Origin of the sequence: Hymenobacter caeli (assembly GCF_013294115.1) — a bacterium.
In the GTDB taxonomy this organism is placed as follows: Bacteria; Bacteroidota; Bacteroidia; order Cytophagales; family Hymenobacteraceae; genus Hymenobacter; species Hymenobacter caeli.
The window spans coordinates 99,467-114,658 of the sequence record NZ_JABSNP010000012.1; the positions used below are offsets into that span (position 1 = coordinate 99,467).

Consider the following 15,192-nt stretch of genomic DNA (forward strand, 5'->3'; position numbering starts at 1 on the left):
GCCTGGCCCGGCGCCGCGCGGCCAATTGCCGCGGCTGCGCCCGGTCCGGGCCAACGTGTGCCAGTGCCGCCGGCCGTTAGGCCGCCAGCACCACGCCCGACATCAGCTCGTCGAGGCGAGCCAGGCGCTCGGTCAGCGCCGCGTCGGTACCATCTTTTTCCTTGCTTACTTTCAGTTGGTCGGCCATTGTGGCCAGGGCCACCATCGCCAGCAAGTCCTGCTTGTCCTGGATGCCGTACTGCTCGCGGAATTCGCGGAGCCGGTCGCCTAACTGGCGGCCGGCCAAGCGCAGCCGCTCTTCGTCGGCCACGTCCACCCGCATGGGGTAGTCGCGGTCGGCAATACGGATTTTTATGGCTAACTCGCTCATAAAATGTCAGTTGAGAAAAAACCGAGTTATTCCTTCAAATAGGCAAGGCACTTATCCAGTTCGCGGATGTATTCGTTGAGGCGTTGTTTTAATTCGTTGGCGTGGGTGGGTTCCCCAGCTATGGTTTGCACAAGTTTAACGATATTTTCCTGGTTTTGCCGCTCCTTGAGCTGGCGGTCCCGCTCGCGCACGTCGCCCCGGAGCTGTTGCACGGTGGTGTTGGCGTCGGCCAGCTCCTCGCGCAATTGCTGATAGGCAGCCACTAAAGTGGTCACCTGCCGTTCCAGGCGGTCGAGTTGAGCAAGCTGTTGGGACGAGGCCAAAGGGGTAAGTTTTTTTCGGGACGTAAGGTACAGTGTAGGTCACTTCCGCGCTTGTAGAACGGAGTGGTACTCCGTTTGGATTGCAGGAGGCCAAAAGGCACTTCGTTCCACCATTGCCGGGCAGGAACGGAGTGCCACGCCGTTTTACGCCGCCCTACTTCCGAATCAGGGCCCCGGCCTGCTGCTCGAACTGCGCGATGAGCCGCTGCATCACCTGGTCGATGGCCTGCTCGCTAAGGGTTTGCGTGAAGTCCTGCAAGGCGAAGCTCACCGAGTACGACTTCTTGCCCGCGCCCAGGTTGGGCCCCTCGTACACGTCGAACACGTTCACGCTTTGCAGCAGCTTCTTCTCGGTGCGCAGGGCAATGCGGCACAGCTGGTCGAAGGTCACGGCCTGGTCCACGACCACGCTCAGGTCGCGCCGCACCTCCGGGAACTTGGGCAGCTCGCGGGCCACCAGGGCCGGGCGGTACTTGCGCACGAGGCCGTCCCAGTCCAGCTCGGCGTACCACACGGGCTGGCCCACGTCGAGGCGCTTGAGCAGGGGCGCGGCCACGGCCCCGGCCTGGGCCACGGGCTGGTTGTGGGCCAGCAGGGCCAGGCCGCCGGCCAAGTAGGGGTGGTCGGTGGGCTGCTGGGCGGGCTGCGCGTGGCCCAGGGCCGCCAGCACCTGCGCCACCGCCCCGGCCAGGTCGGGGAAGGCGGCTTTGCGGGCCGGGTATTGCCAGGTTTCGGCCGTGGCGTTGCCCGTCAGGTAGAGGGCCAGCACGTTGCGCTCGTCGGTGCCGCCGTCGGCGCGGCGGTGGTAAGTTTTTCCGAACTCGTAGATCTTCAGGTCTTTCTGGCGACGGTTGGTGTTGTAGCGCACCGTTTCCAAGCCCGAGGGCAGCAGGGAGGGGCGCAGCACGTTCAGCTCCACGCTGTTGGGGTTGAGCAGGCGCACCAGGGCCGGGTCGGGGGCCCCGGGGCCCTCGAAGTAAGCGGCGTTCACCACCGAGTTGGTCAGAATTTCCGAAAAGCCCTGGCCGCTGAGCAGCGCAGCAATCTTCTGGCGCAGCACTTCCGGGTCGGGGTTTGGGAACTTGGCCAGGAACGTGGCCGAGTTGTGGGGCCGCAGCGCCACGTTGTTGTAGCCGTAGATGCGCAGAATCTCCTCGATGACGTCGGCTTCGCGGGCCACGTCCACCTTGTGCGGGGGCACGGCCAGCGTCCACTCTTCCTGGCCCTGCGCGTCGGTGTTTTCGGCGGTGATTTTAATCTCCAAGTCACTCAAAATCTGCCGGATGCGGGCGGGCTCGATGTATTGGCCCACCAGCCGTGCCACGCGGGGCAGGCGCAGGCGCACGGCCGTGGGCCCGATGGGCGCGGGGTATACGTCCACGACGGGCGCGGCGGGCTGGGCCCCGGCCACTTCTTGCAGCAGCAGGGCGGCGCGGTGCAGAGCCGGCAGCACCATCTCGGGGTCGGTGCCGCGCTCGAAGCGGAACGAGGCGTCGGTTTTCAGGCCGTGGGTTTGGCTAGTGCGGCGCACGGCGGCGGGCGCGAAGTAGGCACTTTCGAGGAACACGCGGGTGGTGGCGGGGCCCACGCCCGAGGTTTTGCCGCCGAACACGCCGGCCAGGGCCAGCGGGGCCCCGGTGCCGTCGGCCACCACCAGGTCGTCGGCCGTCAGGGTGCGCTCCGTGCCGTCGAGGGTCACGAACTTCTCGCCTTCAACGGCCCGCTTCACGACGATGCCGTGGCCCGCCAGCTGGTCGGCGTCGAAGGCGTGGAGGGGCTGGCCCAGCTCGTGCAGCACGAAGTTGGTCACGTCCACCACGTTGTTAATCGGCGAGAGGCCGATGCTGCGCAGGCGGCGCTGGAGCCAGTCGGGCGAGGGCCCCACGCGCACGTTGTCCAGCAGCAGGCCGGCGTAGCGGCGGCAGGCGGCGGCATCTTCTACGGTCACGCCGATGGCCTCGCCGCTGGCGGGGGCCCGGAAGCCGCGCACGTCGGGCAAGTGGGCGGGCTGGCGCAGCAGGGCCCGCAGCTCGCGGGCCACGCCGTAGTGCGAGGCGGCGTCAGCACGGTTGGGCGTGAGGCCGATTTCGAAGGCCGTATCGGTGCCCAGGCCGAAGTAGTCGGCGGCGGGCGTGCCGTTGGGCAAGTCGGTGTCGAGCACCATGATGCCGGCGTGCGAGGTGCCCAGGCCGATTTCGTCCTCGGCGCAAATCATGCCCTCGGAGGCCGCGCCGCGGATTTTGCTCTTCTTGATTTTGAACGGCTCGCCGGCCGTGGGGTGCAGCGTGGCGCCCTCCAGGGCCACCACCACGCGCTGGCCGGCGGCCACGTTGGGGGCCCCGCACACGATTTGGCGCGGCGTGCCGTCGCCCACGTCCACGGTGGTCAGGCTGAGCTTGTCGGCGTCGGGGTGCTTGTCGCGGGTGAGCACCGTGCCCAGCACCACGCCGCGCAGCCCGCCCGGGATGCTTTCCAGCTCCTCCAGGCTTTCCACTTCCAACCCGGAACCGGTGAGCAGGGCCCCAATCTCGGCGGCGGTTTTATCGGTGGGAATGAGCGTTTTGAGCCAGTCGAAGGAGATGCGCATGGGGGAATTGTTGAATGGTTGAGGGCTAAATTGTTGCCGCTCAACCCGGGCAAAGGTACGGCGGGGCCGGATGACCGATTCGGGGCCCCGGCGCGTATCTTAGCCCAACACCAACCCCTTCATCCGCCATGAAGCAAGTATCGGAAGCCCCCGTCCCGCGGCCCGACGCGGCCGAAGCCACCGTTTTGCGAGGGGCCCTGATTGCCGGGCTCAGCGACGACGAGTTTTTTCAGTTCTGCCAGGAAAACGACCTCGTTCGCATCGAGCGGACGGCAGACCACGAAATCAGCATTATGCCCCCCGTAGGAGGAGATTCCAGCGCCACCAACGGCGACGTCTATTTTCAGCTGGCCCTGTGGAGCCGCCGGTACGGTGGACGCTCATTTGAGTCCTCCGTGGGCTTTTACTTATCCGAGGGCATCGTGCTGTCGCCGGATGTTTCCTGGGTGCCGGCCGCCACGTGGGCCCGCCTCACGGCGCAGCAGCGAAGGAAATTTCTGCCCGTCTGCCCCGACTTCATCATCGAGGTCAAATCCCCTTCTGACAACCTCAAAACCCTGCAAGCCAAGATGGAGCAGTGGCTGCAACACGGTGTGCGCCTGGGCTTTTTGTTGAACACCGAAACCGAGACGGCCTACGTGTACGCCCCCGGCCAGCCCGTGCAAACCGTGCAGGGCTTCGACCAGGAGCTGAGCGGCGAGCCGGTGCTGCCGGGCTTCCGGCTCGATTTGCGGGAGTTGAAGAGCTGACCACGCGCCGGCTTTCGCGCTTCATTCCACCGTTTATACGCCCGCCTCTCATGCCCTTCGTCAACAAAGGTTTCCACGCCAAGCGGCCCGCCGACGGGGCCCACAAGCTGCCGCCCGGCCAGTACGAAACCCGGGATTTTCCGGTGCTCACGGCGGGGCCCACGCCGCGCATCAACCTGGCCAACTGGGAGTTCCGCCTCGAAGGCCTGGTGGAAACCCCGGTGCGGTGGAGCTGGAACGAATTCAACGCGCTGCCACAGCAGGATTTTAACCCCGACATCCACTGCGTTACGAAGTGGTCGAAATTCGACACCAAGTGGCGCGGCGTGAGCCTGGACACGCTGCTGGAACACGTGCAGCTGAAGCCCGAAGCGGCGTTTGCCCTGGCTTTCTCCTACGGCGGCTACACCACCAACCTGCCGCTGGCCGACCTGCGCAACGCCCAGGCGTTCATTGGCTTGCAGTACGAAGGCAAGCTGCTGACGCCGGAGCACGGGGGCCCCGCGCGGCTGGTGGTGCCGCACCTCTACTTCTGGAAAAGCGCCAAGTGGGTGCAGGGCCTGCGCCTGCTGGGCGTCGACAAGCCGGGCTTTTGGGAGGAGGCGGGCTACAGCATGCACGGCGACCCGTGGAAGGAGCAGCGCTACGGCAGCGACGACGACGAGGCCGACCCCAGCAGTTCGCGCCCATGAGCCGGCTCGATTGGCAAATCGGCACCGTAACAGCCATCACCCCCGACACGCCCCGCGTTAAAACCTTCACCCTCAGCCTACCGCACTGGGCGGCCCACCGCGCCGGCCAGCACTACGACCTGCGCCTAAGCGCCCCCGACGGATACCAAACCGAGCGCAGCTACTCCATCGCCTCGCCCCCGGAACAAACCGGCGAGGTAGCCTTCACCGTGGAGCTGATTGCCGACGGCGAAGTGTCGGGCTACCTACACGAGGGCGTGGCCGTAGGCGACCAGTTGGAGCTGCGGGGGCCCATCGGCGGCTACTTCGTGTGGCCCGCCGGGGCCCCCGCCGCCCCGCTCCTGCTGGTAGCCGGCGGCTCGGGCGTGGTGCCGCTGATGGCCATGCTGCGCCACCGCCAACGCGCCGGGTTGCGCAACCCGGCCGTCCTGCTGTTCAGCGTCCGCGCGCCAGAGGAAGTTATCTATCAGCAGGAGCTGGAGGCCATGGCCCGGGCCGACCCGGCCTTCACGCTGCTGCTCACTTACACCCGCCAAGCCCCCGCCGGCTGGGCGGGCTGCCACCGGCGCGCCGATGCCCCCATGCTGGCCGAGGCCGTGGGCCACCTGCCCGGCCCGCCGCAGTGCTACGTCTGCGGGCCCACCGGCCTAGTGGAAAGCGTCGCCACGCTGCTCCAGGCCCAGGGCCTGCCCGACGAATCCATCCGCACCGAGCGGTTCGGGCCCACGGGGCAATAGGGCCGGGGCCCGTGGGGCTTTAATCATGGAAGGATTTTTCGCCGGCTGGCACGGCCACGCTCAAGCGGTTTTCGGGCGGCGGCACGGGGCAACTGTAGCCGTTGGTGTAGGCGCAGTAAGGATTGTACACCTGATTGAAATCCAGCACGACGGTAGTGGCCCCCTCGGCGGGCACGGCGGCGTCGAGGTAGCGGCCGCCGCCGTAGGTTTCGCGGCCGTTGCTGGCGTCGGTGAAGGGCACGAACAGGGTGGAATCGGTGGTTTTGCGGAACAGGGTAAGCTGCTGGCGCTGGCCGTTCAGCTCGAAAGTGGCCCGGCCCCAGGGCGTGTAGGGCTCAGCGCGGCGGTCGGTCATCTGCATCGCCACCGGGGCCAGGCGGGCCAGGGGCGCGTACTGGGCCGTGACGAGGTACTTCTTATCGGGCGCGAAGTAGTTCAGGCTGTCGAATTGCGGGCGTTGCGCCTCGGTCAGCGGCGACTCGTTGCCGCCTCGGAAGGCGCTGTTCTTGGCCTTCCGCGCCGCTTGCACTCGGGCAAAATACGGGTCGGGGCCCTGGGCAATGTCCAGCACCGAGAAACCTACGACGGCCACCGCGCCGCCAATAATCAAGAGCTTGGTTTTCATGAAACAGGCGCCAGGTTCGCACAGCGCGAACAAAAACAAAAAGGATTTCCCTTGGGTAGGGCCTTCAGGAAAGCGCCTTCTCCTTCCGTTCGCGCAGTGCAAAATTACTCACAGCACGCCCTCGTCGGCGAAGCTGTAGTAGCCGCGGTCGGTGTAAATGAGGTGGTCGAGGACGGGCAAATCGAGGAAATCGCCGGCCTGGCGCAGCTTTTTGGTGAGGGCCAGGTCGGCGGCGCTGGGCTGGCGGTTGCCGCTGGGGTGGTTGTGCACCAGGATGAGGCTGCTGGCCAGCTGCTCCAGGGCCTCCTTGAAAATCATTTTCGGGTCGGCCACGGTGCCGGCCACGCCGCCCTGGCTCACGGCCACCTTGCGCATCACCACGTTGGCGCGGTTCAGCAAAATCACCCAGAATTCCTCGTGCGGCAGGTCCATCAGGTTGGGGCGCACGAGGTTGTAAATGTCGCGCGAGCAGGTGATGGTGGTGCGGGCGGGCGCGTCGGCCTCCTTGCGGCGGCGGCCCAGCTCCAGCGCGGCCACCACGGCAATGGCCTTGGCCTCGCCGATGCCGGGGTGGCGGCAGAGCTGCTTCACGCCCTGGCGGGCCAACTCGTTGAGGTCGTGGCCCACGCCTTGCAGCATGAGCTTGGCCACGTCCACGGCCGAAAGCTTAACGGTGCCCGACCCTATCAAGATGGCAATCAGCTCGGCATCGGACAGCGCGGCGCGGCCCTTGGCCATGAGCTTCTCGCGGGGGCGGTCTTCCTCGGCCCAGCTTTTGATGCCCAGGGCCGCCGGCGCGGCGTAGGCCGGGGCTGATTCTTCGGCCAGATTATCAGTCATATCCATCGTACACGGCGTTATTTCAGAGCCGAAATTTAGCCCTTGGCCAAGCAAAAGCGGCCGGTTTACGTTTAGGAGGCCGGCGCACTTGCCGCGCCGCCCGTATTTATGCGCAACCCCACCATTTTGCTGCTTGTATTGGCCACGGTGCTCCTGGCCGAGTGGTACGGCTACCAGGCCACCCGCACCCTCACCCAACACCTCGACGAGGGGCCCCGGCGCGCGTGGGCCTGGGGCTACTGGCTGCTCACGGCGGCCGTGTGGGGTCTGGCCCTGTGGGCGGGGCCCACCCGGCAATCGGGCAACGCCCTGCTCAAAAGCCGCCTCCTCAGCCTGTTGCTGCTGGTGCTCGTCACCAAGCTGGTGGTGCTGCTCCCGCTGCTGCTCGAAGACCTGACGCGGCTGGGCCGCTGGGCCCTGAGCGCCGCCACGCGGCCGGCCGGGGCGGCGGGCGACGCGGTTTCGCGCAGCGAGTTTTTGGCCAAGGTGGCGCTGGGGCTGGGCGCCGTGCCGTTCGTGGCGCTGCTGTGGGGCGTGGTACGCGGGGCCACCGACTACCAGGTGCGCCGCGTGGTGCTGAAGTACCCGAACCTGCCGCCGGCCTTCGACGGCTTCAAAGTGCTGCAAATCTCGGACTTGCACACGGGCAGCTTCACCTCCACCGAGCCGCTGCAACGGGCCGTGCGCTTCATCAACGCCCAGAAAGCCGACCTGATTCTGATGACCGGCGACCTGGTGAACAACGTGGCCACCGAGGTCGAGCCCCACATTCCGGCCCTGGCGGGCATCCGGTCGGAGTTGCCCATTTTTTCCAGCCTCGGCAACCACGACTACGGCGACTACGTGCCATGGGGAAGCCCCGCCGCCAAGCGCGCCAACCTGGAGCGCCTGATGCAGAACCACGCCAAAATCGGCTGGACGCTGCTCAACGACACCAGCCACACCATTGCGCGCGGGGGTGACAAAATTGCCGTGCTGGGCGTGCAAAACTGGAGCAGCCACGCCAACTTCCCCAAGCACGGCAACTTGCCGCAGGCCCACGCGGCCAGCGGCGACGCGCCGTTCAAAATCCTGCTCTCGCACGACCCTTCGCACTGGGAAGCGCAGGTACTGAACTACCCGGACATCGACTTGACGCTCAGCGGCCACACCCACGGCATGCAGTTTGGGGTAAACCTGCCGTTTTTCAAGTGGAGCCCCGTGCAGTACAGCTACAAGCAGTGGGCCGGCCTCTACGAACAGGGCCGCCAGAAGCTGTACGTGAACGTGGGCCTGGGCTTCCTCGGCTACCCCGGCCGGGTGGGGTTCCTGCCCGAAATCACGGTGTTTGAGCTGCAACGGGCGTAGGGGCCGGGTCGCTTAACTCTGCTTTGACGGGACCTGTATAGCGAACGACGCACCCGTTTAATCCCTTCCCCCACTCCCAGCTACCATGAAAAACTACCTGTTTTTAGTCGCCGGTACGGCCCTTTCACTGGCTTCCTGCTCGCAAATAAAAAAGACGGACACCACGACCACCACGGGCACGCCCGGCGACTCGACGGCCATGAAGTCCACGATGACATCCAACACGATGTACACCGACGAGGCGTACAAAACCCGCTCGCAGCGGATTGCCGACAAGTACGCGGCCGACATGAAGGTGACCGACCCGGCCATGCGCGAAAAAATTCGCACGGCCTACTATAACCGCTCCAAGCGCCTCGGCGAGCTGCACACCAAATACGCTACGGACACCACCGGCCAATCCGCCGCCACCCGCGAGGCCATGACGGCCACCGATACCGAGTTTAAAAGTATTTACACCGACCCGGCGCAGTATAAATCGTACGAGTCGAGCCGCACGAACTACGATGAGACCAACTACATGAGCAACGACGCCGGGGCCTCGTCGGACCTGCCAGCCGACACGTCGGGGGCCAATATCAGCAACAGCACCAACCGCGACAAAAGCAGCGGCAGCGGCAGCGCCATGAGCGGCAGCACGTCCGACAATGCCATGAGCAGCTCGACGAATGCCGCCAGCGGCACCGTTGGCAAGTCGAAAACCAAGCTCACCGACGGCACCAAAATCAAGGTGAAGCCCGACGGCCAAGTAAAAATAAAAGACGGCGACGGCTCCAAAATGAAGCAATAAGCCGGGCGGTTGGCCGGGCGTTCCGGTCCGTTGGTCTACTACAGCCCGCGCCTGCAACGGCGCGGGCTTTTCTTTGCTCTTTGGTAAGCCCGCCGGACGGTTTTTGGCGTTTATAGTTTCTGCATGACGTTGCGATTTTTTGGATGCACGCGCCGCGGCTGGCCTTGGGTGCTGGCGCTGCTGGCCGGGCTGGCCCTGCCGGCCCGGGCCCAGCAAGTGCGCGTGAGCGGCACCATCGCGGCGTTCGATTCGCGCGAGCCCATTCCAGGGGCCACTGTGCGGGTGCAGCGCACCCGGCGCGGCCTGGCGGCGGGGCTCAAGGGCGAGTTTGAGATTGACGTGCTCAACACCGATACGCTGCTGTTCCGGGCCGTGGGCTTCAAGCCACGGCAGCTGCCGCTGGGCGGCATGGGCCTCTCGCAGCTCGTCATTCAGGTGCAGCTCCAGCGCGACAGCGTGCGCCTGGGCGAGGTGCGCGTGAACGGCGACCGCCCCGACCGGGCCATGATTAACCGGGCGCTGCGCAACATGAAGCGGCCCGTGCCCCCGGTGGTGAGCGGGGCCAAGCGCCCGCCCAAGCCCAAACCCCTGTTCCCCGTCGATTCGAGTGCCCCCAAGGCCCCCGTGCCTACCCTCGAAAGCCCCGTGAGCCTGCTTTACGAACAGTTTTCGCGCGAGGGCAAGCAGCGCCGCAAAGTGAAAGAGCTGGAAGCTGCCGACAAGGCCGAGAAGGAGCGCCAGGCCCGCGCCAAGTACAACAAGGCCTTTAAAGACAACCGCGGCTACGAGCCGTAGGGCCCCCGGGCCAACCCCGGCCGGCCGGGCGCGTAAGCACTGGGTATGAAAATCGGTTATCCCTGCGTGAACGAGGCCATGGATTGTAGCGCGGCCAACACCTTCCGCCTGGCCTCGTACTCGGACGAGCGCCTGGTGGCGGCCGTGGCGGCCAACCTGGCCTGCCTGCGCCGCCTGCTCGAATGGAACGTGGCCCAGGGCCTGCTGTTCTTCCGCATGGGCTCGGGCATCGTTCCTTTCGGCTCGCACCCCGTCAACACTTTCCCTTGGCAAACCCGTTTCGGGTCCGAATTCCGGGCCCTGGGGCAGTACATCAAAGCCCACGGCTTGCGCGTGAGTTTTCACCCCGACCAGTTCGTGGTGCTGAACTCGCCCGACGCCCACATCGTGCGGCGTAGCGTAGAAGAGCTGGTGTACCAAGGCTCAATGCTGGACCTGATGGAGTTGGATGGCACCGCGAAGCTGCAAATTCACGTGGGGGGCCTGTACGGCGACCGAGAACTGGCTCTGAGCCGGTTTGCAGCGGTATACGCCACGCTGCCGGCCGCCGTGCGGGCCCGGGTAGTGGTGGAAAACGACGACCGGCTGTTCAGCCTGCGCGACTGCCTGGCGCTGCACCAGCAAACCGGCGTGCCCATCCTGTTCGACAATTTCCACCACGAATGCCTAAACCACGGCGAGCCCATGGCCGACGCCCTGCGCTTAGCCGCCGCCACCTGGCACCCCACCGCCGACGGCGTGCCCATGATGGACTACAGTTCGCAGGCCCCAGCCGAGCGCAAGGGCAAGCACACGGTGTCGCTGGCCGAGGAGCTGTTCCGCGGCTTCCTGGCCGAATTGCACGGGCTGGATTTCGACCTGATGCTTGAAATTAAGGACAAAGAAGCCAGCGCGCTGCGGGCGCTGGCCATTCTGCGCGAAACCGGCCTGGCCGGCCCCGCCCCCACGGGCCCCGTGCCGCCCCTGGCCCTGCCGCCCGCCCCCGGGGCCCCGCCCAAAGGCAAGCGCCAAAAAAATTCCCACGCCGCGTAGCGGCCAACCATTACTTCTCTAAACCCTTCTCTTCTCATGCCCTCCGACCACCTCAACGCCACCGTCAGCGCCCTCAAAAACGGCCTCACCAGCCTGCCCCTGGGCTCGGCCATGGACAACACCGAAACCTGGCAGCAGCAATTTTTGCAGAGCGGCCAGCCCGGCCTGCAAGACATTGCCCGCGAAATCGGCAACCTGCAATCGTTGCTCACCAGCGGCGCGCTCAATACGGCCGCCATCGCCGGCTCGCTGAGCATGCTCGGCGACCAAACCGGTGAGGCCGCTGCCGGGGCTCCCGCCGAATTTAAGAAACCCCTTACCGAACTGGCCGACCTGCTGCGCCGCCACGGCAGCGACTTACAGGCCCACGCCGAGCGCACGGGCGAATAATATTTCGGCCCGAACGGCCCGCCCCCCCGTAACTGCTACGAGGGGGCCGGGCCGTTCGGGCCGATTAGGTTGGACTACGACTAAATGACCCTGCAAAATCTAACGGGTCAGCGTCTACCGGTCAGTAAATCAGTTGGCAGCTAACAAGAGAGCCAATTAATAAATGACCGTCAACAACCAGCGACTTAATACGGCGTTTTGCTGCTGCGGCTGCTCGGGTCCCGGCTTGGCACTATGTCCGTCGATTCGCGGCGCGGCTGCTCCCGAATCAGAGGCTGCTCGCGCACGTCGGGCACAGCGGTAGGCGAACCCTCGGGCGACGCGGGCACGAAGCCCGTTTCCGGGTCGAGGCGCGAAGGCTGGGCGTCGCGGTTGGTGAGTGTACGCTGCACCTCCGGCGGCCCCTGAATGGTGCTTTGGTTGAGGCCCGGGTTGGCGGGCGGCACCGTGGTTTGGCCCTGGTTACCGGCCCGCACGGGGGCAGTGGGGTCGAGGGGCACAGTTTGGGCCTGTGCCACTGCCGCGGTTAGCAACAAGCTCGCGGCGAGTAAGATGGCTTTCATGGCGGGAATGGAATAAGTATTTTAAAGCAAAATGACGGCTGCTTCTAAGCGAAACAGCCGTCATTCAAGCATTTGGCCTCGCGGCCAAGGCAGCTTTAGTTCATCGGGGTTGTCGTCGTGCTCGACTTCATTTTGCCCTTACCGTTGCGCTTCATGCCTTTGGACTTGGTGCCCGTCGACATTTTGTCGGCACCCATCGTACCCGACTGGTCGCTCATGGTGCCCGTGCCCATCGTGCCGGTGGCCGGCATGGTGCCCATCGTGCCGGTAGTGGTGCCCGTGCCCATCGTGCCGGTGGCCGGCGTGGTGCCCATTGTGCCGGTAGTGGTGCCCGTGCCCGTCGTGCCCGGAGTCGTTGTACCCGGAGTGGTTTGGGCCATCGATACGCTGGTGATGCCAACGGTCAACAAAGCAGCGAGGAAGATTTTGGAAGTTTTCATGGTAATCGAATTATGGTTGGAAATGGAGTGGAAGTGGTTCAAGATGGGGCCGTTTTTCCACGGCAGGCTGCTATACGCAAAACTCAAAGCAAGGGTTATAAATTTTCTAATTATTGTAGTATTAAATATCATAAGCTCAACCCTGACAATTTCGATTTTGCAAAATTTAATCGCTATTAATAAACCATTAGCTAAAAATTAAAATACTAATCATACTAATCAAAATACATAATTAATAATCGGCTGAATGACCGTTATCCAGCTCCTGCAATTCAATCAGGATAAAAAAGTATTTTTTGCAGCAAAATACTTTTGTACTTATTCGATACAATTGATATCCGAAACAAATTAAATTCGGGCGGTATCGAATTAATCTGATTAACTAATCACCAAACAGATGTCACATTATTATTGATTTTTATTTCTAGGAAGCTTAAAATACCTCTCAGCGGGCAAATAAATGGCCTTCGCTAATTTTAATAAATAAAAAAATGCGATTTATCCTAGTCACAATTCGACGGGAAGCGTCTTTTGCATTCTTCAAAAAAATCAATATTTTTGATTTATTCTTGCTCGCCCCACCTAATTGCCCGCATCCATGAAACTTGCTCTACCCCTGCAAAACGTAGCGTTTATATTACTGCTGTTGGCCACCCGCGGGCCCGCAAATGCCGTGGCCGCCGCCCCCCCCGTGGTGCGGGCGGCCGCTACGCTTACGGCCTTCGACGAAGGCAAAGCCGATGGCAACGCCTACCGGATTTCTGTGCAGCGCGACCCCAACGGCATTGGCTTGATTGCCCAGCAAATACAGGCGGCCCAGAGCGCCGCTACCGCCAACCCGGCGGCCGCGCTGTATTTTCAGGGCTACGTGGTGGGCCTGGAGCCCAGCCATGAGTTGACTACCTTGCTGTCTCCCCGCCCGTAGTCGGGCACTAAGGCCTAGTGGGTGCGGGTGTTGGCGGGCGAGGGCCGGCTTTTGCCGGGGTTTGGCTGGGCCCCGGTTTTTCCCACAAACGGCGCGCTCTTATCGGCGGGCCCAATGGAAGCCGAGTCGGCCGCGGCGGCGGCTTGCTCGGTTGGATTCAGCGGAACAGCAGTGGTTTGGGCCGGCGCGTTCAGGGCCTCGTTGCTGGGACGGGGGCCCGACGGCGTACCGGGGGCTCCTTCGAGCGGTTGCCCAGGGGCGGGGGCAGTTGCCGTAGTAGGCTGGCGGGCGGGCTCGTTGCACGCGCCAAGCAGCACGCTGGCCAGGCCCAGGAGCCCGGCAGTGGTTGGCCGCAGTATTTTCATGGGGTTGCTGATGACGCGAAAAATTACTGCTTCAACGCATTCATCGGCCAGAGGTTAGCCCCGCTCACCGCCCAGAGCCTAACCAAACGGTATTGTCCGGGCCGGCTCGGCGACCTCATTGCACTTTCACAGCCACGGCCGAATACGTCAATTCCTGCACGGTGAAGCCATGGTCCGCCGAGAGCTTGAGCGTGGTCATCGCCTCCGTGGGAAAAAACAGCTCGCTCATCACCGTCAGGCCGTGGTCGGCAAATAATTCCACCGAGCCGGCGTCGAACAGCAGGGTCAGGCTGGCTTCGGGGCCGGTGGCCAGGCGCGGCGCCGTGTGGCGGCCCGCAAACTTTGCGTTAAAGCCCACCACGCCCGACTTGCTCCGGTCGATGAAGTAGTGGTTGGCCGCTCGGTCGTAGCCGATGGCCAGCGCTTCGCCCTTGGCGTTCGACAGCACCAAAGAAAAACCCGCCAGCTGCTTCGCCTTGATTGTCAGCTCAAACTTATCGCCGAGCTTGCCCAGCTTCGGCGTGAGGTCGAGCGGCTGCCGCACAGCAACGTTTCGGAGGGTGATGCCGGGCCGGACGATTTTTTGCACCTCCGGCACGGGTTGCGAAGTCAGGTAGATTTCATTGCCCACCCGCTGCAACCCCAGCTCGCGCGGCACCGTGAGGGCATTGCGCCAGGGCGCGGTGGGCAACTGGTTGGCGTAGTCCCAGTTGCTGAGCCAGCCCAGGAAAATGCGGCGGCCCGCGGTGTTGCTCCACGTCACGCCGGCGTAGTCGTCGGGGCCGTAGTCGACCCATTTGGTTTGCTCGCTCAGCGGCACGAAGGCGTGGCCGTCGAAGCTACCCACGAAGTATTGGGTGCCCGAGCCGCCGTTGGGGGCCCCGGGGTTCAGGTTCGCCACCAACACCCAGCGGGGCTGGCCGTTCAGCAACAGCGGAAACAGGTCGGGGCACTCCCACACGCCGCCGTGGGCCCCGGCGGTGGCCCCAAACTCGCTTTCCTTGGCCCAGTCTTTCAGGTTGGGCGACGAGTAGAACGTGACGCGGTCCTTGGTGGCCAGCGTCATCACCCACTTTTTGCCCGCCGCGTACCACATCACCTTGGGGTCGCGGAAGTCGCGGCTGCCGGGGTTTTTCAGCACCGGGTTGCCCGCGTATTTGGTCCAGGTTGTGCCCGCGTCGAGGCTGTAGGCCAGGCTTTGGTTTTCGAACGTGTCCGTGCCTTTCTTTTCGCCCTTCGGGTCGTGGCTCGTGAAGATGGCCACCAAGGGCACCTTGCCGTCTTTGCCGAAGCCGGTGGTGTTGGCGGCGTCCACCACGGCGCTGCCGGAGAAGATGTAGCCCAGGCTGTCGGGGTACAGGGCAATGGGCCGCTCCTGCCAGCGCACCAGGTCGGGGCTGGTGGCGTGGCCCCAGTGCATGGGCCCCCAGGTGGTGCCGCCGGGGTAGTACTGGTAAAACAAGTGGTACGTACCCTGGTAAAACACCATGCCGTTGGGGTCGTTCATCCAGTGCGCGGCCGGGCTGAAGTGGTAGGCGGGCCGGTACTGCGGGGTGGGCGCGGCGGTTTGGGGCGCGGCGGTTTGGGGCGCGGCGGTTTGGGCCCAGCAGCAAAAGTATTTT

18 protein-coding genes and 1 pseudogene are annotated in these 15,192 nt (G+C 64.2%); 9 read left to right on the forward strand and 10 right to left on the reverse strand.

The window, feature by feature from the left end; translation table 11 throughout:
* Nucleotides 1–76: 76 nt before the first annotated feature.
* The 3 genes from HNP98_RS13590 to pheT form a co-directional block, all read right to left on the reverse strand.
* A complete protein-coding gene (locus tag HNP98_RS13590) occupies nt 77–370 on the reverse strand; it encodes a cell division protein ZapA (protein ID WP_173810625.1) in 294 nt (97 codons plus the stop codon).
* A gap of 26 nt (nt 371–396) precedes the next feature.
* Nucleotides 397–693: a hypothetical protein gene (locus HNP98_RS13595; protein WP_173810626.1), complete on the reverse strand. Its 297-nt coding sequence runs from the start codon at nt 691–693 to the stop codon at nt 397–399.
* 154 nt (nt 694–847) lie between these two features.
* Complete coding sequence (pheT, locus tag HNP98_RS13600; protein WP_173810627.1) at nt 848–3,280, reverse strand: phenylalanine--tRNA ligase subunit beta; 2,433 nt, start codon at nt 3,278–3,280, stop codon at nt 848–850.
* 128 nt (nt 3,281–3,408) lie between these two features.
* Between pheT and HNP98_RS13605 the strand changes: the two genes are divergently transcribed.
* The 3 genes from HNP98_RS13605 to HNP98_RS13615 are packed head-to-tail and all read left to right on the forward strand — an operon-like array spanning nt 3,409 to nt 5,458.
* Nucleotides 3,409–4,029 (forward strand): Uma2 family endonuclease, encoded by a 621-nt coding sequence (locus tag HNP98_RS13605; RefSeq protein WP_173810628.1) that lies wholly within the window; start codon nt 3,409–3,411, stop codon nt 4,027–4,029.
* 50 nt (nt 4,030–4,079) lie between these two features.
* The gene (locus tag HNP98_RS13610) at nt 4,080–4,721 is read left to right on the forward strand and encodes a sulfite oxidase-like oxidoreductase (protein WP_173810629.1); all 642 of its coding nucleotides are present in this window, start codon (nt 4,080–4,082) and stop codon (nt 4,719–4,721) included.
* Nucleotides 4,718–5,458 (forward strand): ferredoxin reductase, encoded by a 741-nt coding sequence (locus tag HNP98_RS13615; RefSeq protein WP_173810630.1) that lies wholly within the window; start codon nt 4,718–4,720, stop codon nt 5,456–5,458. Before HNP98_RS13610 ends, HNP98_RS13615 begins: the two co-directional genes overlap by 4 nt.
* Before the next feature lie 19 nt (nt 5,459–5,477).
* Here HNP98_RS13615 and HNP98_RS13620 read toward each other — a convergent pair whose 3' ends face one another.
* Nucleotides 5,478–6,083, reverse strand: coding sequence for a DUF1684 domain-containing protein (locus tag HNP98_RS13620; protein ID WP_173810631.1), 606 nt, complete (start codon nt 6,081–6,083; stop codon nt 5,478–5,480).
* A gap of 108 nt (nt 6,084–6,191) precedes the next feature.
* Nucleotides 6,192–6,923 carry a RadC family protein gene (gene radC, locus HNP98_RS13625; protein WP_246275133.1) on the reverse strand — a complete coding sequence of 244 codons (732 nt, stop codon included), beginning with the start codon at nt 6,921–6,923 and terminating at the stop codon, nt 6,192–6,194.
* A gap of 108 nt (nt 6,924–7,031) precedes the next feature.
* Here radC and HNP98_RS13630 point away from each other — a divergent pair, with 108 nt between their 5' ends.
* The 5 genes from HNP98_RS13630 (at nt 7,032) to HNP98_RS13650 (ending at nt 11,277) form a co-directional block, all read left to right on the forward strand.
* Nucleotides 7,032–8,270, forward strand: coding sequence for a metallophosphoesterase (locus HNP98_RS13630; protein WP_173810633.1), 1,239 nt, complete (start codon nt 7,032–7,034; stop codon nt 8,268–8,270).
* 85 nt (nt 8,271–8,355) lie between these two features.
* The gene (locus HNP98_RS13635; RefSeq protein WP_173810634.1) at nt 8,356–9,060 is read left to right on the forward strand and encodes a hypothetical protein; all 705 of its coding nucleotides are present in this window, start codon (nt 8,356–8,358) and stop codon (nt 9,058–9,060) included.
* Between the two features lie 123 nt (nt 9,061–9,183).
* Nucleotides 9,184–9,855 carry a carboxypeptidase-like regulatory domain-containing protein gene (locus tag HNP98_RS13640; protein ID WP_173810635.1) on the forward strand — a complete coding sequence of 224 codons (672 nt, stop codon included), beginning with the start codon at nt 9,184–9,186 and terminating at the stop codon, nt 9,853–9,855.
* 45 nt (nt 9,856–9,900) lie between these two features.
* Nucleotides 9,901–10,887 carry a UV DNA damage repair endonuclease UvsE gene (gene uvsE / locus HNP98_RS13645; protein ID WP_173810636.1) on the forward strand — a complete coding sequence of 329 codons (987 nt, stop codon included), beginning with the start codon at nt 9,901–9,903 and terminating at the stop codon, nt 10,885–10,887.
* A 36-nt stretch (nt 10,888–10,923) separates the two neighbouring features.
* Nucleotides 10,924–11,277 carry a hypothetical protein gene (locus tag HNP98_RS13650; RefSeq protein WP_173810637.1) on the forward strand — a complete coding sequence of 118 codons (354 nt, stop codon included), beginning with the start codon at nt 10,924–10,926 and terminating at the stop codon, nt 11,275–11,277.
* A 185-nt stretch (nt 11,278–11,462) separates the two neighbouring features.
* On the opposite strand, the gene HNP98_RS13655 is transcribed toward HNP98_RS13650, so the two are convergent.
* Both HNP98_RS13655 and HNP98_RS13660 read right to left on the reverse strand, forming a co-directional pair.
* Nucleotides 11,463–11,840 carry a hypothetical protein gene (locus tag HNP98_RS13655; protein ID WP_173810638.1) on the reverse strand — a complete coding sequence of 126 codons (378 nt, stop codon included), beginning with the start codon at nt 11,838–11,840 and terminating at the stop codon, nt 11,463–11,465.
* A 95-nt stretch (nt 11,841–11,935) separates the two neighbouring features.
* Nucleotides 11,936–12,280, reverse strand: coding sequence for a hypothetical protein (locus tag HNP98_RS13660; protein WP_173810639.1), 345 nt, complete (start codon nt 12,278–12,280; stop codon nt 11,936–11,938).
* Nucleotides 12,281–12,878: 598 nt separating this feature from the next.
* Here HNP98_RS13660 and HNP98_RS13665 point away from each other — a divergent pair.
* A complete protein-coding gene (locus tag HNP98_RS13665) occupies nt 12,879–13,205 on the forward strand; it encodes a hypothetical protein (RefSeq protein WP_173810640.1) in 327 nt (108 codons plus the stop codon).
* Between the two features lie 14 nt (nt 13,206–13,219).
* Here the strand turns inward: HNP98_RS13665 and HNP98_RS13670 are convergent, their stop codons facing one another.
* The 3 genes and pseudogenes from HNP98_RS13670 to HNP98_RS22360 form a co-directional block, all read right to left on the reverse strand.
* Entirely contained in the window at nt 13,220–13,570 is a 351-nt protein-coding gene (locus tag HNP98_RS13670; RefSeq protein WP_173810641.1) for a hypothetical protein, read from the reverse strand.
* A 115-nt stretch (nt 13,571–13,685) separates the two neighbouring features.
* A complete protein-coding gene (locus HNP98_RS22355) occupies nt 13,686–14,201 on the reverse strand; it encodes a GH32 C-terminal domain-containing protein (protein ID WP_317171109.1) in 516 nt (171 codons plus the stop codon).
* A pseudogene (locus tag HNP98_RS22360) lies at nt 14,196–15,089 on the reverse strand (glycoside hydrolase family 32 protein); the annotation flags it as partial. The gene HNP98_RS22355 and the pseudogene HNP98_RS22360, both read right to left, overlap by 6 nt.
* Nucleotides 15,090–15,192 lie beyond the last annotated feature (103 nt).